We start from the raw sequence: 19,413 nt of genomic DNA on the forward strand, positions 1-19,413 counted from the left end.
TAGAGAAGCGGGCTAAACAACCTCTCGGCGGTCTCATTCTGACACCTCGTCTAGCGACCCTCCGGTCCGAACGGCAGCATCCAGCTTGTCTCGAACTATCGGAATCATCGCACGCACGAAGCGATCCGTTAGGTGTTGACTGTCACGAAAAACCAGCAAACCATCCTCGGTGACGGCGTTGCAGATCCCGGCGGGACAGACAATCTCGCTCAAGTCGAGAAGGTGGACATTGCCGAAGCGCTCGACAGCCTGGCTGAGGTCGCGCGTGGACCGCTCGACGAGCCGTCGGCGATCCGTCGCCTGACAGGCAGTGCGGCCGATCTTTCCGTCCGACGACAGGTTTCGCGCCACACAACCGGGGCCATCGAAGGGCAGGCTCGGTGTTCCGGGAACAACGACGACGTTCTCTGCCGCGTTGCTGAGCCGCGAAAACACGCGGGCACTCCCTTCAATCCACTGGGTTTCGGTGAAATCGTAGGTGGCTGCGCTGCCCGTGATCACCACCTCCGGTCGGATACGCTCGATCTCTGCCAGGACCGCGTCGCGCCATTCGTTGCAGACAGTGTAGACCTGTCCGATCCTCGGGTAGAAATAGTCTTCATCGACCATCGCGCAGGCGGATTTCGTCAAGACGACGATGCGCCAAGCGGGTGCCGGAAACAGGGCCGGCACCATCGAAAACCATTGTGCCAGGATGCTGTCCCCCACCAGAACAACGGTGCGGGGCGCGTCGTCCGGTCCGAAGATGCAGGGCTCCACATCGGCGTGGTGGTACCAGGCATCGCAGGGCATCCGGTAGATCACCGGAAGATCCGTCTGCCATTCGGTCATGTTCGCACCCGGCATATCGTCGGCCTTCGGTGCAAGTCCGCGCCAGAGATGGAAGAGCACGGCGATCAGGGCGGCCATGATCAAGAGGCTGATAAGAAGAACCCTTCGCGGTTCCGCGTGACTGAAACGGCCTTTCCAGATGGGGTACTCGACCAAGCGGTAGCTGAGGATCGCGGCCAGGAGGGACAGCAGCACCAGACCCAGAGTCGGGATGGGTTGACCTTCGAAGCCGAGGGAGAAGCCGAGCATCAGCACCGGCCAATGCCACAGATACCAGGAGTAGGAGCGATCGCCCAACCAGACGAGCACGGGATGGGCGAGCGGCCCGACCTGCCCTCCGGCCAGAGCGTGTCCGGCGGCGATGACGAGGGCGGTTCCCAATGAGGGGATGAGCGCCCAGAACCCCGGATAGCCGAGCTGCGGATGCAGAAACAGGGCGCTCCCCGCAATCATGGCCAGTCCGCAGCCGAGCGCCGCCCGGGCGATGATCCCGGAGGGTAGAAGTGACCGGATGCGTGGATGGTCCGCGACGCGTGGCGCGTTGAGTGGTGATGTCTCGGACAGGGCCAGGAAGACGACAGCACCGAGTGCAAACTGCCAGATGCGCGAGGGCATCAGGTAGAAGGCGAAGCCGGGTGTCGTGGATGTCCAGATCAGTGCGAGGGCGAGGCTGGCGACGAGGAGCAATCCCAGGCCCCACCACCAGACGCCGTGTCGATGCGCGAAACGCGTGTCGCCGCGGGCGATCAGGAAGAGCCCGAACAGGATCGGCGGCCAGATGATGTAGAACTGCTCCTCGACACCGAGAGACCAGGTGTGCAGGAAGAGATCTCGAGCGGCCAGCTCGTTGAAGTAGTCCACGCCGAGGAAGGCGAAGTAGAGGTTGCTGGACCATGCAGCGGCGAAGGGTGCGGAAGCCAGTTGCGCACGCGCTTCAAGATCCGACAGGAGCCAGAGCGCAGCGGCCGTGCCGACGACGAGCATCGCCGCGAGGGCGGGCAGAAGGCGTTTCAGCCGCCTGGCGTAAAAGCGCAGAAAGCGGATGCAGCCGGTTTGGCGAAGCTCGCGGATCAGGAGTCCGCTGATCAAGTAGCCGGAGAGGACAAAGAAGACATCGACACCGATAAAGCCGCCTTGTGCGAACGGCACGTTCGCATGCGCGAGGACAACGAGGAGGATGGCGATGGCGGGCAATCCTTGCAGGTCAGGGCGGAAATCCGGTCGATCCGAGGACGTGAACATGGGCGTACGCTCCGTGCGAGTCGGGGGGCATGGTACACCGATGGGGAATCGTTTTTGAGGAGCCGGTTGGGATTCAGAGCTGGCGTCGACGTCTTCGCGCTCCGCGCTCCGGGGACGATCGCGCTGCACGATCATGCCGCTTGGCGGTGGGCTGACGACGCGGAGACTTTAGGCGATTTCCGGGAATGAGCATCCCGGCCGTGCATGCCTCCAATGGTTACCGGGCGACTAAAGTCGCCCCTTGTTGGTCGATGCAGTCCCGGAAATCGCCTTCTCGTGTGCGATCGGGTAAAATTCGCGACGATACGAACACGCTACGGAGAGGCCCATGCGCAAGCCCACCGCCGATCGCGACGATTATGATTCCCCCTGGAAGGATCTGCTCGATCGCTGGCAGCGTCCGTTTCTGGAATTCTTCTTCCCGAGGATCGCGGCCGACATCGACTGGTCGCGCGGCTTCGAGTTTCTCGACAAGGAGCTGCAGAAGGTCACGCGCCGCGCCGTAGTCGGGCGACGGTATGTCGATAAGCTGGTCAAGGTCTGGCGCACGGGCGGCGAGGAGACCTGGGTGCTGATCCACACCGAGGTGCAGGGCGAGCCGGATCCGGGGTTTGCGCGGCGGCTCTATACCTACCATTCGCGGCTGATGGACCGTTACGATCGTCCGGTCGCGACCTTGGTGATCCTGGCCGATGAGCGGCGCGACTGGCGCCCGGAGCACTATCGTCATGCCCTCTGGGGCTGCGAGGCGGTGCTGGTGTTTCCGGTCGTGAAGTTGCTGGATTTCAAGTCCCGCACGGCCGAGCTGGAGGCCAGTACCAATCCGTTCGCGCTGGTCGTCCTGGCGCAGTTGGCCGCCACCGCGACCAAACGCGACCCGACCGCGCGGCTGGATCGCAAGATCGGGCTGACCCGGCGGCTGTACCGTTTCGGCCTGAGCCGCGACGAGGTGCTGAGTCTGTATGCCTTCATCGATTGGGTGATGACGTTGCCCGCGCCGCTGGAGGACGACTACCATCGGGCCATTCAAGCCATCGAAGAGGCGGAGCAAATGCGATACGTGACCACGGCCGAGCGAATCGGCATTCGGAAGGGGATGGAACGCGGGATGGAGCGCGGGATGGAACGGGGTCTGGAGAGGGGTCTGGAACGGGGTCTGGAGCGGGGTCTGGAATCCGAACGTGCATTGCTGCAGCGCCAAGCTCGGCGGCGCTTCGGGGATGCGGTCGCCGAGCGCGCCGCTGTGCTGTTGGCGCTGATTCGGGCGCCGGAGACTCTCGAGCAGCTCGGCGAAGCCCTGCTCGACGATGACAACGGCGAGGTCTGGTTGACGGCGGTGCAGGCGCAGGCTGAACGCGCGGACGATCGCATCGATGCCGCGGGAGACCCCTCGCCGGCAGGATGAAGGCGCGGTCGCCCGAGCGGGGTCAGGGTAGGATGTTCAATCCCCCGGGGAAACCTCGGGGTCACCATTTAGCTGACCCCGATCAATGGCGCGACCTCTTTTCTCGCACCCATGCACGCTCGTGTCGGTCGGGAAGTGCCACTTTGGTACCGTCAACGCGCCCGCGGTTCTCGTTGAAAGGTCGCGGATTCACTCCGATCCGCGCCAGTCACCCTTCTGGATCAAGGCGGTGGGGCTGCTCCGTTGGGAGTAGACACCCGGCCCCTGGCTCTTGCGAGCCCCGGAAAATCGTCGGTGCCCCACCAAGGTCCAAGTGGACCACGGAGGTGGGTGCGGGGCGGGGGCGCGGATCCCTAAAATCCAGGCGTCCCCGCCCCGCACCCACCGGGCCGCGGATTCACAGATCGCTGGCTCGGTGCCATGTCGGCACCGTCCAACCCCGTGCTGGCTCGATGGCGGAGGCGTCTCGGTCACAACCGTTGCTCCCTGACGAATGTCGGCGGGAGATGTGCCGGCGGCCAATCAGGTCTGGAGGCTGTCCGCCAACCCCTTGTCCTGGCTCACCGGCGCATCGCCCATAGCCCTTCAGGCGAAGGCCCGATTGACATCGAAGTCGGTCCCCTCGCGCAGCATGTAGTAACAGGCCCGTGCCAGCTTGTGCGCCACCGTCTTGATGGCGACTACGCCATTGGTCCGCGCGCGCTTGCGCTGGTAGTAACGCTTGATCGCGGGGTTGTAGCGTACCGCGAAGTTGGCCGCCTCCAGATAGGCCCAGGCGAGATATTTGTTGCCGCTCTTGGTGTTGCCCCGGCCCTTGCGTTTGCCGTTGGAGAGCCGCTCGCTGCCGACGAGGCGACAGTAGGAAGCGTAGTTGCCGACCCGGGCAAAGCGCTCGATGGGTCCGGTCTCCAACAGGATCGTCAACCCCAGCACCTGACCAATGCCGCTGGTGCCGAGCAGATGCCGGTACTCGGGCCGGCCTCTGACTTGCGCGCAGGCCTCGCGCTCCAACAGATCGATCGCCGCCTCTTGGCCGCGCATGGCCAGCAGGGTGCTCTGCACCGCCAGGGCCAAGTGCACATCCGGCAGCAACTCGCCCACGGTCTCGGTCGTCAGGCGTCGGATCGCATTGGCGCTCAGCGAGCGCCCGCGGTTGCGCGAGAACAGGTTCTGCACCGCCAGGACGTTGGCCGTATGTTGCTGGACCAGGCGACTGCGCCGTCGCAGCAGATCGCGCACGGCACGCTGTTCCTTGGGGTAGATATAACCCTCCGGCAACAGCCCAAGACGCAGCAGCTTGGCCAACCAGGCGGCGTCGGAATCGTCGTCGCTGTACTTCAGCCCGCTGTACTGCACGATCGCCGCGGTGTTGGCCAAGTGCACCCGATAGCCCGCATCCATCAAGGCATCGACCAGCCAGTACCAGTTGTACGTCGATTCCACCACCAGTCCCGTGATCGCTTCGCGATACGGTGCCAAGGATTCCAGCACCAGCGCCGCGTCGTTCGCCAACCGCTTGCGATAGACCACGCGGTCTTCTTCGTCCAAAAGGGCCACGACGCTATTGTTGGAATGCAGATCGATTCCGCCGTAGAGTTTCATCGTCGACTCCTCCTGCCGGGTCTCCAGCTCTGGTGTTTTCTTCTACCTTAACTGTAGGCCCGCGGGCGGGGTCGGCTAGATGTTTATCAGGTCTTGACTCGTGCCTTTTCTCATCAGGGGGCGGGCGGATCGGGAAAGTCAGTGCCGCATTCTGCCGTTGGCCGTCGGGACGGTGGAAGAGGACGACTGCAAAGTCGTCCGGAGTAAAAGGGGACGGAGTAAAAGGGGACACGCGAAGAAAGGGGACGGATTTATTTTCCAGCCATCCCGCCCTTACTAGCCCAACCCATCGGGTCTTTCCTTGCTGAACACAGCCGAAGCGGTGTCACGAGCGCCACCACCCGCCACGCGGACGACACTCACAGGGCAGTTCAAGCCGCCCGCGGCCTGACGTCCTGCTCCAGACGCTCGCCCAGGCGCTTGCGAGCCTCCTCAAGGTCGTAGTCCGCCTGGAGACCCATCCAGAACTCCTCCGATGTCCCGAAGTACCGCGCCAGGCGCAAGGCCGTATCGGCGGTGACGGCGCGCTGAGCGTGGACAATCTCGTTGATGCGCCGCGGTGGAACCCCGATGTCACGCGCCAGCCCGTTCTGGCTGACGCCCATGGGTATCAGAAACTCTTCGAGCAGCACCTCGCCGGGGTGTATGTTGTCGATGACAGGGGTCATGTCGCTCCTCAATGTCAATGGTAATCGACGATCTCGACGGCATCCGCATTCCCGTCGCTCCAGACGAAGCAGATGCGCCACTGCCGATTGATGCGGATGCTGTACTGCCCCGCGCGATCCCCACGCAGGGACTCCAGGCGATTGGCCGGGGGTATGCGCAAATCTTCCAGGGAGCGGGCATTGTTCAGCATACGGAGCTTGCGCCGGGCGATCTTCTGGACCTCCGAAGGGAGTCGGCGATCGCCCTCGCCGCCCCAGATCCGCTCGGTCGTCTTGTCGCGAAATGCGCTTATCATGAACTTAACTATAGCGCCAGGCGTTATGGGTCACAACGGGAAAAAAGCACGTGGGCCACGGGGTCGGCCACGGGGTCACCATTTAGCTGACCCCGATCAATGGCGCGACCTCTTATCTCGCACCCATGCACGCTCGTGTCGGTCGGGAAGTGCGACATTGGTAACGCCAACGCGCCCGCAAAGAGTCGTGAAGAAGACAGGCAGCGCACGCGGGGTTGGCCGCCACGGGGCTTGTTGGTGTAGGATCCGCGGCGTTTCGAGGCCCCGACCGAGCGGATGCGTGCATGATGCTGAACATTCAGAACCTGATCGACGATGCGAAGTGCTACGACACCATCCGCGAGCTGCGCTGGCCGGAGGGGGTGCGCTGCGTGCATTGCCACGCGGCAGCCGTCACCAAGCGTCGTTGCTGCGGCCCCACCGCGGCATTTCGCAGGAGAGCTTGCCGGTGTACCTGAGCTTCTTTCAGTTCGTCCACAATGCTCGTGTCCGAGGCAAAGGCCTGTTGAACTCACTGGCGGCGCTCCTGGGCTAACTGTCCGAAACACATAAAGAGCCTGCCTTTTCAGAGCTACCTTTAAAGCCATGCCCAGACCCCGATCCCGGGGTCAATTCTGTCCTCGTGACAGTCCAGAGCGTCACGAGCGCCATCACCCGCCAGGCGGGCGACCCTCAAAGGGCCGTGCAAGCCGCCCGCGGCCTGACGTCCCGATCCAGACGCTCGCCCAGGCGCTTGCAAGCCTCCTCAAGGTCGTCGTCCGCCTGTAGACCCACAACGGGGACACCAACCATCACGCCGCGATCTGTCCCAGCTAGCGAAGTTTGTCCAAGGTATCCGGGAACTTTCGCACCATCAGGATCAGCGCGGCCGCCTGAGCATTCGGCCTAGCGCGGCCCTGCTCCCAGTTCTCCAGGGTGCGGGTAGAGTCGAGTAAAAGGATAGAGTAGAGAGCAGGTTGCCAGCGCTGTAGTCCCGGCTTATCCGTTTCCGCCCCTTTCGTTTGGCGGTGCCTAAGTAGCCCGGGCGTGGTGCTGACAACCAGCCCTCCCTCATCAAACCGTGCATGCGGTTTTCCCGCACACGGCTTTCCGATGTGCTTCACAACAAGGCATGCACAACTTCAGTTGCTTGGCCTTGCCGTAGAGCGACCTCTGTAGCGTCCTGATCGTATTCGGAGTGACTAGCGATGAACGCAATCTCCCGATCCTCCTTCCATCACGGGCGACAGCGATTTCGTGACCTTATACGCTGGCGTTGGTGGTCTGGCCCACTTCCCGTCATGGATCTCCAGCACTGGACAGATCAGTCTTCAAGAACATGCCGCCCCTGCTACCCCGAGAGACGATGACCATCACTTCCGTTCTTCCAATGGCCACCCAACGGCCTTCCCCTTCTGTCCACAGGGTCGGCGTCTCCAACCTAATATTACGAGGCTACCTCTAGGTTCACTTGCGTTACGGCCTGCTCTTTTGCTGGGGGGAAACTTACGACCCCTTGTTACCAAGACGCCGCTTCCTCATGCTACCGAGTCGTACGGACAACTCCTCGGACGGGACTTCAACCCGCTAGACTTACTGTTGTTACTGCGAACGGACAGATTTATTTTCCAGGAGGTCGTAAGTTAATGGCAAAGGATCAAGCCTCAGTCTGAACCCCTGATGAGAAAAGACCGCTTCGGCGGTCTTTTCTTTTGCGTTGAAAAAGAGGGAAAAAAGGGATCGATTGGACTGGATTCGTAGCGCCCTTCCCAGAGTGTTCCCGAACGTGAGTCCTGACGGTTGACGAAGCGCGTCTGCGATCCGAGCTGCGCGGGTGCCTGGAGCCAGACGATCAGGGCGCGCACGATGCCCATCGCGGCCGCGATCCGCGGCTCACCTCAAGCAAGCCGGAGCAGTGCACCCTTGAGGAACCGGGATAAGCCCGGGACAGACACTGCCTTCCTTATGATTGACGTATTACGCTTAACGTAATATCCTGCTCGCATGATCAAATCGTTTCGCTGCAAGGACACCGCCAAGCTGTTCGCCGGCCAAAGCCCGCAACACTTTCGCGCTTTCCAACGTGTTGCGGAGCGCAAACTGACGCAACTTCACGCCGCCATAACCCTCGAGTTTCTGCGCAGCCCACCAGGCAACCGTTTGGAAGCCTTGAGCGGAGATCGCACGGGACAGCACAGCATACGTATCAATGGCCAATGGCGCCTGTGCTTCATTTGGCGCGATGGCGATGCCTACGAAGTCGAGATCGTGGACTACCACTGAGGAGGTGATCGAATGATTCCAATCAATGGCCTCAGGCCAGTGCATCCGGGTGAGATTCTGCGCGAGGATTTTCTGACACCACTGGGGATGAGCGTTAACGCCTTGGCGCACGCTTTGCGCGTACCGGCTACCCGCCTGCATGAGATCGTCAAGGAACGGCGCGCGATCAGCCCCGATACTGCTTTGCGGCTCGCGCGCTACTTCGGCGGTGATGCGCAATCGTGGCTGAATCTTCAGGCCTGTTTCGATCTGAAGACCGCGGAACTGAGGTTACGCGACGTGATCGAACGCGAGGTCGAGCCGCGCGAGGCAGCTTGAGCCGCGCACCACGCACCACGCACCACGCACCACGCCAAAAAAGGACAGATTTATTTTCCGCCCACCTCGCCAGGACCAACCGACTTGCAAGGCCGTCCGCGTCTCCGATTCTCGATTCGCCGGCTGAGGATGGCCTCCACTTGATCCGCGAACCGTTGTCCTCCGGTGAGTTGTCCACGTTGCACAGCCTCGCGGATCAGCGTCCACTCCCCTTGCGGAATCGCGCCGCGCACGAACTCCCGATATCGCGCGGCTCGCTCAGAGGCCGTAGAACCCAGCGCTTCGTAACACGGATCGAGATCGAGCCAGTCGAGGGTGTCGTCTGCGCCGACGTGTCGGCGATAACTCGACCAGGGATAAGACGCCGGCGCATCGGTCATGCGGGCGCGCACCGGGTTGAGCTCGACGTATCGGCAACAGGCCAGCAAATAGGCGTCGGTTTCGATCGGGCTGGATTTGTAGCGTCCTTCCCAGAGGGTTCCCGAACGTGCGTCCTGGCGGTTGACGAAGCGCGTCTGCCGCCCCGCCAGGCGTTTCATGAGTTGCCCGAGACCGGCGATCGCCTCGCCGGGCTGTAGGATCAAGTGAACGTGGTTCGTCATCAAACAGAATGCGTAAACCTGAACGTCGTAGAGGACTTTGAACGCCTCCAGGGTGTTGAGGTAGTACTGATAATCCGCTTCTTCGACAAACACCACCTGCTTGTTGTGGCCGCGCTGCACCACGTGATGCGGATAGTTTGGAAGCACCACGCGACCGATTCTCGGCATGCTCCGGTCCTGCTTCGGATGGGTTCAGGCGCCAGTGTAGCAGGAGTCGCAGCAGACACGATCTGTCCTCGGTCATGGCGCAATTATTCCGGATCGGCCCGAAATTTGCTGGTTCATCGACAGCGCCCATACCAGACAAGGAGATCGACCGCGTGCAACCACGTCAGCAGGGATTTATACCTCATATAGGCACAAGCTCACATTTTTTGAATGCCTGGAATTTCAGCGTGAGTAAAGAGTCCAGCTCCTTCTTGTGCGTGGTGTGCGTTTGTTTTAGGCAGTCGGTGATTGCAGTTCGGAACTCGGCGAAATTAGGATAGTATTTCGAGTAGAGCACTTCTTTCTTGACGAACTTCCACAACCTTTCGATCAGGTTCAAATTCGGTGAATAGGTGGGAAGATAAAGCAGTTCGATATTCAGCTGCAAAGCCAGCGCTGTGACGATATTGCACTTCTGGTAGCGCGCATTGTCCATCACCAGCGTGATTGGCACGTCGAGATTCAGCATGGCAATGCGTCGCAACAGGTCGCAGACGCTTACCGCAGTGATATAGGTATCGTTCGTCACCATCACCAGTTCATGCGTGATCGCGTTCAGCGCACCGAGCACGTTGAAACGTTTTCTCCCGGCGGAAGTCTTTAAAAAAAGGCGGGAGAATGACCACAGAATGCCGAGAAAGGCACCCATTACAAAGTGAGCAGCATCGACAAAAAAATAGCGCGTTTACCCTGTCTGGCTTCTTCGATGCGCGGCTCTAACTTATTGATAATAAACTGTTCTTGCTCCTCCGGATCGGCTTTCGAGGGGATGATTCCGACTCGTCTCGGAGCCATGCCGAGCGAATTGAGAAACCGCCCCACGGCGCTCGGACTGCGCTTGATTCCCGTCAGCTCCTCGATCATGGCCGCCGCCTCGTTGATGGTCGCAGGCGGATGCGCGCGGAAATGGGCTTCGAGTCGATAGCGATGCTGCTCCAACTCGCTTATCGGGGCGTAGAAGTTGAGCTCCGTCAGCTTTTTGATACCACCGGACTGAAACATCCCTAGGTACTGCCGTAAGGTGTTGCTGGAAATTCCCGCGAGCCGACAAATCTCCCGGTGCGCAAGGCCTTGGCTCTTCAGCCACAGCACCTCCATTCGCCTGCGCACCCTTGGGTGTGGATGCTCGTAACGCAACTTCTGTATTGTCTTCAAATCCTGCTCGGAGAACTCGATTCTGATCATCGTCTAAAAAACACTACAAGGCGGCCCGTCGGTAGCGATAAGTCTAACTCGAAGTTAAAATGTTATCGAGCATTGCTGAGAGTCGACATAAGGAAAGTTGCGTTTATGCCTATAAAAGGTATAACCTGATCGAGCTCATGATCGTCGTGGCGATCATCGGGATCCTCGCCGCGATTGCTGTACCCCAATACCAGGCTTATGTGAACCGAGCCAAGATGACCGAAGCATTCATGGTCTTCGCCCGCCTGAAGAACGATGTCACAGAGTTCCATACCCGACATAGGCGCCTCCCGCTAAACAGCGAGCTGAGCGGTTTCGCAACACTCGGACGCCAATCGCCCTATGTCGTCGCCATCGAGATCAACAATGTACCAGGCACGGACTACAACGAAAGGAACAACCCTGCGATCCGCATCTTCGTGAAAATGGATCCAAAGCAGTTCGCCGGGATGAATTACCAGTCCAACCAGATGATGTTCACCGCCGATACACGCGGACTTAATGGCGGGATCGCCTGGTCCTGCGGACCAGGCGATAGGTCAGCGGTTAAACGAGCTTGGCTTCCGTCAACCTGTCGCGACTAAGAAAAACAATAAAGTAGACCCCGAAAATCGGACAGTAGTTTCGCGCGGCATCGGGGTCAGGTCTTTCCTTTTGACATTCCAGATCGTCCGGCGGAAATCCGGTCGATCCGAGGTTGTGGACATGGGCGTACGCTCCGTGCGAGTCGGGGCATGGTACACCGATGGGGGTATCATTTTTGGGGAGCCGGTTGGGATTCAGAGCTGGCGTCGACGTCTTCTCGCTCCGCGCTCCGGGGACGATCGCGCTTGACGATCATGTCGCTTGGCGGTGGGCTGACGATGCGGAGACTTTATCGTGTACGATCGGGTAAAATTCGCGACGATACGAACACGCTACGGAGAGGCCCATGCGCAAGCCCACCGCCGATCGCGACGATTATGATTCCCCCTGGAAGGATCTGCTCGACCGTTGGCAGCGGCCTTTTCTGGAGTTCTTCTTCCCGACGATCGCGGCCGACATCGACTGGTCGCGCGGCTTCGAGTTTCTCGACAAGGAGCTGCAGAAGGTCACGCGCCGCGCCGTGGTCGGTCGGCGGTATGTCGACAAGCTGGTCAAGGTCTGGCGCCTCGGCGGCGAGGAGACCTGGGTGCTGATCCACACCGAGGTGCAGGGCGAGCCGGATCCGGGGTTTGCGCGGCGGCTCTACACCTATCACTCGCGCCTGATGGACCGTTACGATCGTCCGGTCGCGACCTTGGTGATCCTGGCCGATGAGCGGCGCGACTGGCGCCCGGAGCACTATCGTCATGCCCTCTGGGGCTGCGAGGCGGTGCTGGTGTTTCCGGTCGTGAAGTTGCTGGATTTTAAATCCCGCACGGCCGAGCTGGAGGCCAGTACCAATCCGTTCGCGCTGGTCGTCCTGGCGCAGTTGGCCGCCACCGCGACCAAACGCGACCCGACCGCGCGGCTGGATCGCAAGATCGGGCTGACACGGCGGCTGTACCGTTTCGGCCTGAGCCGCGACGAGGTGCTGAGTCTGTATGCCTTCATCGACTGGGTGATGACGTTGCCCGCGCCGCTGGAGGACGACTACCATCGGGCCATTCAAGCCATCGAAGAGGCGGAGCAAATGCGATACGTGACCACGGCCGAGCGAATCGGCATTCGGAAGGGGATGGAGCGCGGGATGGAGCGCGGGATGGAACGGGGTCTGGAGAGGGGTCTGGAATCCGAACGTGCATTGCTCCAGCGCCTGGCTCGCCGCCGCTTCGGAGATGCGGTCGCCGAGCGCGCAGCTGTGCTGTTGGCGCTGATTCGGGCGCCGGAGACTCTCGAGCAGCTCGGTGAAGCGCTGCTCGATGGTGACGACGGCGAGGTCTGGTTGACGGCGGTGCAGGCGTTGGCGGAGCGCGCGGACGACCTTACCGAGGGGGCGAGAGACAGGTCGCCGGCAGCACAGTGAACTTCCGTGCCTTCAAAAAGTGGATAGATTTCCCACCGCGTCATCAGGACCAACCGGCTTGCGAGGTCATCCCCGTCTGCGATTCTCGGTCCGACGACTGCGGATGGCCTCTACGTGATCCGCGAACCGCTGTCCTCCGGTGAGTTGCCCAACGCCTCGCGGATCAGCGTCCGCTCCCCCTGCGGAATCGAGAAATCGGGGGCAGGTCTTGACTTGTGCTTTTTCCGAGCAGAGACAAAGACAATGCGCTCGCTCATGAGCCGTTGATCTCAGGGCTTCGCAGTACGGATCGATATCGAGCCAGTCGAGGGTTTCATCTGTCGGGAAGTCATGAGGGGACGCAACGGGGCGTCGGTGTATTTGACCACCCAGCACCGCGGAGCGGGTGGACCGCGATCCGCGATCCGTGGGGGCGCGGGCGGGTTTCAGGGCTGGCCCGGCGTGGAAGGATCGTCGTTCAGAACATCGGGCATCCGGGTGAGGACAAAGACGAGGACGATCTGTGCGAGCTCGATGGCCTCGACTACATCCGCCGGATCAGGATCGCTGACATCACCCGGATAGCGAAACGCCGTTGCGAATGGCGTCAAGACCTCGGTCGCCTCGGCCAGTTCCATAAACGCTGGTTCCAACTGTTCGCAGTCGGCGAGCAACGGAACCAACAAGTGGGTCTTTCGGAAAGGAACGTCGTGTAGCGCAAGATAAGCCTTCAACGCCTTCTCAGCCGCCTGCTGACAATGATAAGCCGCCGTGTCGAGGAGTGGCGGCCTATCGGAATATAGGCGACGTGCCGAGCGGAGATCGTTGCATGCCTTGGTGAGCCACTGTTGGATCAGTTCCGCTTTCTCATCCATAAAGCAACCGACCTCGATCCAACGCTTGGCGCTCCAACGAGGTTGAAACCCGGCCCGCACGAATCATTTCATCACGGGTTCTGACCACGACTTCGATGGGTAGACGGATACCCCGCAGACTCCGATAAACCTCACGCGCACGGCGATAACCTGGCTCGCTGGATGTGCCGAGGACAACCAGAAGATCGATGTCGCTATCTTCATTCGGTTGCCCCCATGCCTGAGAGCCATAAAGCAGAATCTGCTCCGGATGGACGGCTTGAATGATGCGATCCACGACCTCGGACAACGCATCGGAAGAAACGTTTACCATCATGGCTCCGGGAAAAGAAAAAAAGGAACCTCGGGTCAGGTCTTGACTCGTGCCTTTTCTCATCAGGCAATCAAGATCAAGGCCGCCGACGTGAGCAGCAGGACGCTATCAGTGCAGCACCTCATCAAGACTGTTGGCATCGAGTATCCGATCGGACCATTGCAGCAGCGTGTTGGGGTCGGCCCGGGTGACGCGTTCGCGCACCTGCTCACTGGGCGGGCCGAAGCGGCGTTCGATGAGGCGCAGGAGCATGGCTGCCCCGCCTTTCTGCACGCCCTGCAGTTCGCCCTGCTGCACGCCCTGCTGCAAGCCCTGCTGCACGCCTTGTTCAATGTAACGGTCGATGAAGGTTTGCATGATGGGGTCTCCGGTGTTGGTTGACTGTTGGAGCAGTTCCCGTACGTCGTGTTCTTCGATGCGCTGTGTCCCTTGGACATAGTAGCGCAACAGGGATTCCAGGATCGCCACGGCGGTGTCCTTGTCCTGCACCTGTTCGATCAGCGTCAGCAGCGTGCGCAGGCGTCCGATGGGTTGATCGTCGAAGATCCAGCGCAGGGCGAGTTGCACCAGACGCGTGAGCACGTCGCCCTTGATCTCGGCGTTGGTGCGCGCGGAGAGGTCGACCAAGGCGTAGGTGAATTGCGGCACGAAGGCTGTCAATGCCTGCGGTAGCGGTGAGACCAGTTGCTGAAAGCCGCGGGGAACACGCCATTGACGCTCGCCGTGGTAGATGACCAAGGGGTAGATCGGAGGCAGATGCTTGGCCTTGGGGTGTTGCTTGCGGTATTGGTCGCCTTCGGCGGTGATGTAGCGCAGCAGCTGCAGCAGCGTCCAGTGCTCGGGGCGGCTCTTGTGCTCGAACAGCAGATAGACGCTCAGAGGGCCGTCGCGATGCTGGACCCGATACACGAGGTCCGAATAGGCGGTGCGCAGATCGGACGCGACATAGCTGTCTTTGCCGATGTCGAGCGTGTCGAGATCGATCTCGGCGAGGAGCTCGGCCGGCAGGTGCCGGCGTAGGAAATCCAGTGCGATCTCGCGACGGCTGAAGCTTTCGCGAAAGTAGGTATCGTGGGGGGAGGCGATCTCGTCCATGGCAGCGGTGATCTATTGGTGGGGGTGTGGCATCGGGGTCAGGTCTTTCCTTTTGACATTCCAGATCGTCCGGCGGAAATCCGGTCGATCCGAGGTTGTGGACATGGGCGTACGCTCCGAGCGAGTCGGGGGCATGGTACACCGATGGGGAATCGTTTTTGAGGAGCCGGTTGGGATTCAGAGCTGGCGTCGACGTCTTCTCGCTCCGCGCTCCGGGGACGATCTCGCTTCACGATCATGCCGCTTGGCGGTGGGCTGATGACGCGGAGACTTTATCGTGTGCGATCGGGTAAGATTCGCGACGATACGAACACGCTACGGAGAGGCCCATGCGCACGCCCGCCGCCGATTACGACGACTATGATTCCCCTTGGAAGGATCTGCTCGACCGTTGGCAGCAGCCTTTTCTGGAATTCTTCTTTCCGACGATCGCGGCCGACATCGACTGGTCGCGCGGCTTCGAGTTTCTCGACAAGGAGCTGCAGAAGGTCACGCGCCGCGCCGTGGTCGGACGACGGTATGTCGATAAGCTGGTCAAGGTCTGGCGCACGGGCGGCGAGGAGACCTGGGTGCTGATCCACACCGAGGTGCAGGGCGAGCCGGATCCGGGGTTTGCGCGGCGGCTCTACACCTATCACTCGCGCCTGATGGACCGTTACGATCGTCCGGTCGCGACCTTGGTGATCCTGGCCGATGAGCGGCGCGACTGGCGCCCGGAGCACTATCGTCATGCCCTCTGGGGCTGCGAGGCGGTGCTCGTGTTTCCGGTCGTGAAGTTGCTGGATTTTAAATCCCGCACGGCCGAGCTGGAGGCCAGTACCAATCCCTTCGCGCTGGTCGTCCTGGCGCAGTTGGCCGCCACCGCGACCAAACGCGACCCGACCGCGCGGCTGGATCGCAAGATCGGGCTGACACGGCGGCTGTACCGTTTCGGTCTGAGCCGCGACGAGGTGCTGAGTCTGTATGCCTTCATCGACTGGGTGATGACGTTGCCCGCGCCGCTGGAGGACGACTACCATCGGGCTATTCAAGCCATCGAAGAGGCAGAGCAGATGCGATACGTCACCACGGCCGAGCGAATCGGCATTCGGAAGGGGATGGAGCGGGGTCTGGAGAGGGGTCTGGAGCGGGGTCTGGAATCCGAACGTGCATTGCTGCAGCGCCAAGCTCGGCGGCGCTTCGGGGATGCGGTCGCCGAGCGCGCCGCTGTGCTGTTGGCGCTGATTCGGGCGCCGGAGACTCTCGAGCAGCTCGGTGAAGCGCTGCTCGATGGTGACGACGGCGAGGTCTGGTTGACGGCGGTGCAGGCGCAGGTTGAACGCGCGGACGATCGCATCGATGCCGCGGGAGACCCCTCGCCGGCAGGATGAAGGCGCGGTCGCCTCGGACGGCAGCCCGATGAATATGCTCTGAGGGCATCGGGGTCAGCACTTTCATGGTCGGGCCTGATCAGGATACGCGGAAATTTCAGCTATCTCGGCTGATTTCCAGCTACTCACCAACCTCGCGCAAGAGTCGCTGCACGATCTCGTCGGACGCGTAGAGTCCGGTTTCCCGCAGTCGCTGGATGACTGGCCCAGCGCGATCGATCAGTCCTGCAACCTTCGCGCGACCGATGATGCCCAGGGTTCCAATGATCGCGAGCCCCATCGCCTTCGCGCAGCGTCTGGCCGCCAAGTCGTCGATCACGACCCGGTCTGCGGCATGCGTAACCGCATAGCTGATGACTTGGGTTTCGCCCGCGCCAAGGTCCCAGCTCAGAATGTTGGCCGGCGGGACTTCGTCATCCACGATGATGGCAGGCTCGAGTGCGCCCAGGATCTGAATCGTACGCGCTCCATCTGGTTTGGCGCTGACCTCTTGGATGACGGCGCCGGGCACGGCGATCTGCCCTGCCATGGCACTGAGCAGTTCGATCTGCTCGACCTTGCCGAGCAAGATCAGCGGCGAGGCATTGACGACCCAGCGTCTATCCGCCATGGATCTCGGCCGCAAGCTCATCGGCTGTGACTTGGCACGCCGGAACCTTGCGGCGGCGGAGCTCTTCCAAGAGCTCGGCTCGCGTCAGATCGGCCAGCTCAGCCGCTTTTCCCTGCGAAACGACGCCTTCGGCATACCACTGAACCGCCGCGGCGATGCGCATCTCGCGTGCAAACTCCCCGGGCGCGAGGCGCAACGCGCCGAAGGCCGAGGCATCGAAGTCAAAAGTGATCGTGGTGGTCATGGCTGTTCTGGCATCGGGGTCAGGTCTTTTGTGACATTCCAGATAGTCCAGATAGTCCGGCGGAAATCCGGTCGATCCGAGGTCGTGGACATGGGCGTACGCTCCGTGCGAGTCGGGGACATGGTACACCGATGCGGGATCGTTTTCGGGGGAAGCGGATGGAATCCGGGCGTCCCAGGGGTTGATGTCGTTGGCCGGCGTTGTTCATAGTCCCGTCCAAGTCCGAGTTCATGGCTTGGTGATGGGCATGCGGGGATTTGGCAGGACCCACGAAATTTCATACCCTTGGAAGTGCAAACTAACCGAGGGTTCGAAAAGATGTTCGAAGATCCTGCCGAGAGTGACTTTAGACCAAGCGCGGGCGCTGCGCTACCCGGACGTTCGAGACCGGGCCGGAGCATCGGCTCATGACGCGACGCACACGCTTGGAGCAAGCCGAGCACATCGCGGCGGCCGAAGCACGGCTGGCGGCGGGGGAGACGCAACGCGCCGTGGCCACCGAGATGGGTATTGCGCGCAGCACCTTGCGCGACTGGTGCGGGGAGGTTCCGCGCGGGGATCCGCCGACGGGCTTGACGGCCTTCGCACGCACCCCGGAGGGGATCGATTGGTTGCATCGGCTGGTGTTGGCGGCGCATTTCAGCATCACCTTGCGGGCGGCGGGCGGAACCCGGCTGGTGAGTGAGTTCCTGGAGCTGAGCGGACTGTCGGCCTTCGTCGGGGTCAGCGACGGCGCGCAGCACGCGCTCAATGTCGCCCTGGAAACGGCCGTGGTCGCGGTGGCCGCGGAGCAGCGCACGGCGCTTGCCGAGGGCATGCCGGCGCGTGCGGTGACGGTGTGCGAGGACGAAACCTTTCATCCGGGGATCTGCTTGGTCAACATCGAGCCGGTGTCGAACTTCATTGTCCTGGAGCAATACGCCGCGGATCGCACCGCGGCGACCTGGACCGCCGCGCTTCAGGACGCCTGCACGGGGCTCGCCGTGGAGGTGATCCAGAGCACCGCCGACGAGGCCAAGGCGCTGCGTCGCCATGCCGAGACGGACCTCCGTGCGCATCATTCCCCGGACCTCTTTCACGGCCAACACGAGGTCTCCAAAGCCACGTCCTTGGCGTTGGCGCGCGACGTGCGCCGGGCTGAAGCCGGCGTGGCGGCCGCGCAGGCGCATTGGGAGGCCGAGCGCGCGGCGCAGCAGGCATTCGAGGCGCGCATGCCCCGCCCGCTCGGGCGTCCACCGGCCTTCGAGACCCGCATTGGCGCCGCCCTGAGCGCGCTGGTCGCCGTGGAAGCCGAACGCGACCGCGCACGGGAGCGGCAGAGCGAGGCGCGCGCATTGATCCGCGAGCTCGGCGTGCTGTATCACCCGTATGATCCGGTGGATGGACAGACGCAGCCGGTGGAGCGCGTGGCGGCGCGCTTCACCGACGTCTGGACACGCCTGAAGGGATTGGCCGAGGCCGCCGAGCTGCCCGAGCGCGCTCGCGAACGCCTCGCCAAGGCCGAGCGCCTGACCGTGCAGTGGCTCGCCACGCTCGCGTTCTTCTTCGCCACCGTGACCGCCAGGGTCGAGGCCCTCGCACTATCCCCGGAGCTGGAAGCGGCGGTCCTCGAGCAGCTCATCCCCGGCATCTACCTCGAGCGCGTCGCCGCCCGCAGCACCGCGGCCGAGACCCGACACCGCGTGCAGGCGGCGAGTACCGCGTTGCTCGACGTCCTGCGGCGCGCCGATCATCCGCTGCAGCGTCTCGCGCCCGAGGACAGCGCTCGGGTCGAACAGGTCGCCGGCGCTTGCGCCGATCTGTTCCAACGCAGCAGCTCCTGTGTGGAAGGACGCAACGGCCAACTGTCGCTGCATCATCACGGGCGTCATCGCTTGAGCGACCGCAGGCTCGCCGCGCTCACCGCCGTGCACAACTTCCACATCCGCCGTCCCGACGGCACGACCGCCGCCGAGCGCTTCTTCGGGCGGACACATCCCGCACTGTTCGAGGAGCTTCTCCTGCGTGTGCCCTTGCCGCCGCGACCCCGACGCCGCCGACTGCGTCCGGCGAAACTGCCCTATCTGATGCCGGTCGCGGCATGAGGGCGGTGGTCGGGATAATGAACAAGGCCTCGTTGGCCGTCGGGACAGTGGAAGAGGACGACTGCAAGTCGTCGATCCCGGGGTGTCGTCGCTTCGCGACATTGGACAGCGTCGGTTCCTTCTTCCAAAAGGCATCGGGGTCTTGCCTCGTGGCTTTGAACACACGTCGAAAGCGAGGATTCAGCCGGCGATGCAAGGATGTCGGAGCTTCCCATAGGGAAAATCCCCCGCTTGAAGA

Annotated in this window: 20 protein-coding genes and 1 pseudogene; 8 read left to right on the forward strand and 13 right to left on the reverse strand. The window is 62.0% G+C overall.

All coding sequences use genetic code 11. The annotated features are described in order from the left end of the window. Positions 1-33: 33 nt before the first annotated feature. Positions 34-2,073 carry an acyltransferase family protein gene (locus tag KFB96_RS04805; RefSeq protein WP_213459443.1) on the reverse strand — a complete coding sequence of 680 codons (2,040 nt, stop codon included), beginning with the start codon at positions 2,071-2,073 and terminating at the stop codon, positions 34-36. A 328-nt stretch (positions 2,074-2,401) separates the two neighbouring features. Between KFB96_RS04805 and KFB96_RS04810 the strand changes: the two genes are divergently transcribed. Beyond that, a complete protein-coding gene (locus KFB96_RS04810; RefSeq protein ID WP_213459445.1) occupies positions 2,402-3,478 on the forward strand; it encodes a cytosolic protein in 1,077 nt (358 codons plus the stop codon). 585 nt (positions 3,479-4,063) lie between these two features. Here KFB96_RS04810 and KFB96_RS04815 read toward each other — a convergent pair. The 3 genes from KFB96_RS04815 to KFB96_RS04825 form a co-directional block, all read right to left on the reverse strand. Next, positions 4,064-5,080 carry an IS110 family transposase gene (locus KFB96_RS04815; RefSeq protein ID WP_213459447.1) on the reverse strand — a complete coding sequence of 339 codons (1,017 nt, stop codon included), beginning with the start codon at positions 5,078-5,080 and terminating at the stop codon, positions 4,064-4,066. Positions 5,081-5,451: 371 nt separating this feature from the next. After that, positions 5,452-5,748, reverse strand: coding sequence for a HigA family addiction module antitoxin (locus tag KFB96_RS04820; protein WP_213459449.1), 297 nt, complete (start codon positions 5,746-5,748; stop codon positions 5,452-5,454). Between the two features lie 14 nt (positions 5,749-5,762). After that, the gene (locus tag KFB96_RS04825) at positions 5,763-6,044 is read right to left on the reverse strand and encodes a type II toxin-antitoxin system RelE/ParE family toxin (RefSeq protein WP_213459451.1); all 282 of its coding nucleotides are present in this window, start codon (positions 6,042-6,044) and stop codon (positions 5,763-5,765) included. A 284-nt stretch (positions 6,045-6,328) separates the two neighbouring features. On the opposite strand from KFB96_RS04825, the gene KFB96_RS04830 reads away from it, so the two are divergent. After that, positions 6,329-6,502 carry a hypothetical protein gene (locus tag KFB96_RS04830; protein WP_213459453.1) on the forward strand — a complete coding sequence of 58 codons (174 nt, stop codon included), beginning with the start codon at positions 6,329-6,331 and terminating at the stop codon, positions 6,500-6,502. Between the two features lie 1,185 nt (positions 6,503-7,687). Here KFB96_RS04830 and KFB96_RS04835 read toward each other — a convergent pair. Further along, on the reverse strand, positions 7,688-7,897 hold the full coding sequence (locus KFB96_RS04835; protein ID WP_213459455.1) for a hypothetical protein: 210 nt from the start codon (positions 7,895-7,897) through the stop codon (positions 7,688-7,690). A gap of 130 nt (positions 7,898-8,027) precedes the next feature. Here KFB96_RS04835 and KFB96_RS04840 point away from each other — a divergent pair, with 130 nt between their 5' ends. Together KFB96_RS04840 and KFB96_RS04845 are read left to right on the forward strand one after the other, a co-directional pair. Further along, positions 8,028-8,306: a type II toxin-antitoxin system RelE/ParE family toxin gene (locus KFB96_RS04840; protein ID WP_120798096.1), complete on the forward strand. Its 279-nt coding sequence runs from the start codon at positions 8,028-8,030 to the stop codon at positions 8,304-8,306. Positions 8,307-8,318: 12 nt separating this feature from the next. Then, positions 8,319-8,624 (forward strand): HigA family addiction module antitoxin, encoded by a 306-nt coding sequence (locus KFB96_RS04845; protein WP_300971310.1) that lies wholly within the window; start codon positions 8,319-8,321, stop codon positions 8,622-8,624. A gap of 50 nt (positions 8,625-8,674) precedes the next feature. Here KFB96_RS04845 and KFB96_RS04850 read toward each other — a convergent pair whose 3' ends face one another. Together KFB96_RS04850 and KFB96_RS04855 are read right to left on the reverse strand one after the other, a co-directional pair. Then, entirely contained in the window at positions 8,675-9,394 is a 720-nt protein-coding gene (locus tag KFB96_RS04850; protein WP_213459457.1) for a transposase, read from the reverse strand. A gap of 181 nt (positions 9,395-9,575) precedes the next feature. Beyond that, positions 9,576-10,618: pseudogene (locus tag KFB96_RS04855) on the reverse strand (IS630 family transposase). Positions 10,619-10,677: 59 nt separating this feature from the next. On the opposite strand from KFB96_RS04855, the gene KFB96_RS04860 reads away from it, so the two are divergent. Together KFB96_RS04860 and KFB96_RS04865 are read left to right on the forward strand one after the other, a co-directional pair. After that, positions 10,678-11,202: a pilin gene (locus tag KFB96_RS04860; protein WP_213459459.1), complete on the forward strand. Its 525-nt coding sequence runs from the start codon at positions 10,678-10,680 to the stop codon at positions 11,200-11,202. A gap of 347 nt (positions 11,203-11,549) precedes the next feature. Beyond that, a complete protein-coding gene (locus KFB96_RS04865) occupies positions 11,550-12,605 on the forward strand; it encodes a cytosolic protein (protein ID WP_213501775.1) in 1,056 nt (351 codons plus the stop codon). Positions 12,606-12,715: 110 nt separating this feature from the next. On the opposite strand, the gene KFB96_RS04870 is transcribed toward KFB96_RS04865, so the two are convergent. The 4 genes from KFB96_RS04870 to KFB96_RS04885 form a co-directional block, all read right to left on the reverse strand. After that, positions 12,716-12,862 (reverse strand): hypothetical protein, encoded by a 147-nt coding sequence (locus KFB96_RS04870; protein ID WP_213459460.1) that lies wholly within the window; start codon positions 12,860-12,862, stop codon positions 12,716-12,718. A 168-nt stretch (positions 12,863-13,030) separates the two neighbouring features. Next, positions 13,031-13,459, reverse strand: coding sequence for a HEPN domain-containing protein (locus KFB96_RS04875; protein WP_213459462.1), 429 nt, complete (start codon positions 13,457-13,459; stop codon positions 13,031-13,033). Next, positions 13,452-13,835, reverse strand: a complete 384-nt coding sequence (locus tag KFB96_RS04880) for a nucleotidyltransferase domain-containing protein (RefSeq protein ID WP_300971311.1) — start codon at positions 13,833-13,835, stop codon at positions 13,452-13,454. Before KFB96_RS04880 ends, KFB96_RS04875 begins: the two co-directional genes overlap by 8 nt. A 45-nt stretch (positions 13,836-13,880) precedes the next feature. Continuing rightward, a complete protein-coding gene (locus tag KFB96_RS04885) occupies positions 13,881-14,867 on the reverse strand; it encodes an Rpn family recombination-promoting nuclease/putative transposase (protein ID WP_213459463.1) in 987 nt (328 codons plus the stop codon). A gap of 329 nt (positions 14,868-15,196) precedes the next feature. Here KFB96_RS04885 and KFB96_RS04890 point away from each other — a divergent pair, with 329 nt between their 5' ends. Beyond that, positions 15,197-16,237, forward strand: a complete 1,041-nt coding sequence (locus tag KFB96_RS04890) for a cytosolic protein (protein WP_213459465.1) — start codon at positions 15,197-15,199, stop codon at positions 16,235-16,237. Positions 16,238-16,358: 121 nt separating this feature from the next. On the opposite strand, the gene KFB96_RS04895 is transcribed toward KFB96_RS04890, so the two are convergent. Both KFB96_RS04895 and KFB96_RS04900 read right to left on the reverse strand, forming a co-directional pair. After that, entirely contained in the window at positions 16,359-16,847 is a 489-nt protein-coding gene (locus KFB96_RS04895) for a DUF3368 domain-containing protein (protein ID WP_213459468.1), read from the reverse strand. Beyond that, positions 16,837-17,220, reverse strand: a complete 384-nt coding sequence (locus KFB96_RS04900; RefSeq protein ID WP_300971312.1) for a UPF0175 family protein — start codon at positions 17,218-17,220, stop codon at positions 16,837-16,839. The genes KFB96_RS04895 and KFB96_RS04900 overlap by 11 nt, the downstream gene beginning before the upstream one ends. A 278-nt stretch (positions 17,221-17,498) precedes the next feature. On the opposite strand from KFB96_RS04900, the gene KFB96_RS04905 reads away from it, so the two are divergent. Next, the gene (locus tag KFB96_RS04905) at positions 17,499-19,175 is read left to right on the forward strand and encodes a DUF6399 domain-containing protein (RefSeq protein WP_213501547.1); all 1,677 of its coding nucleotides are present in this window, start codon (positions 17,499-17,501) and stop codon (positions 19,173-19,175) included. Positions 19,176-19,413: the final 238 nt, after the last annotated feature.

The organism is Thiocapsa sp., assembly GCF_018399035.1.
GTDB lineage: Bacteria > Pseudomonadota > Gammaproteobacteria > Chromatiales > Chromatiaceae > Thiocapsa.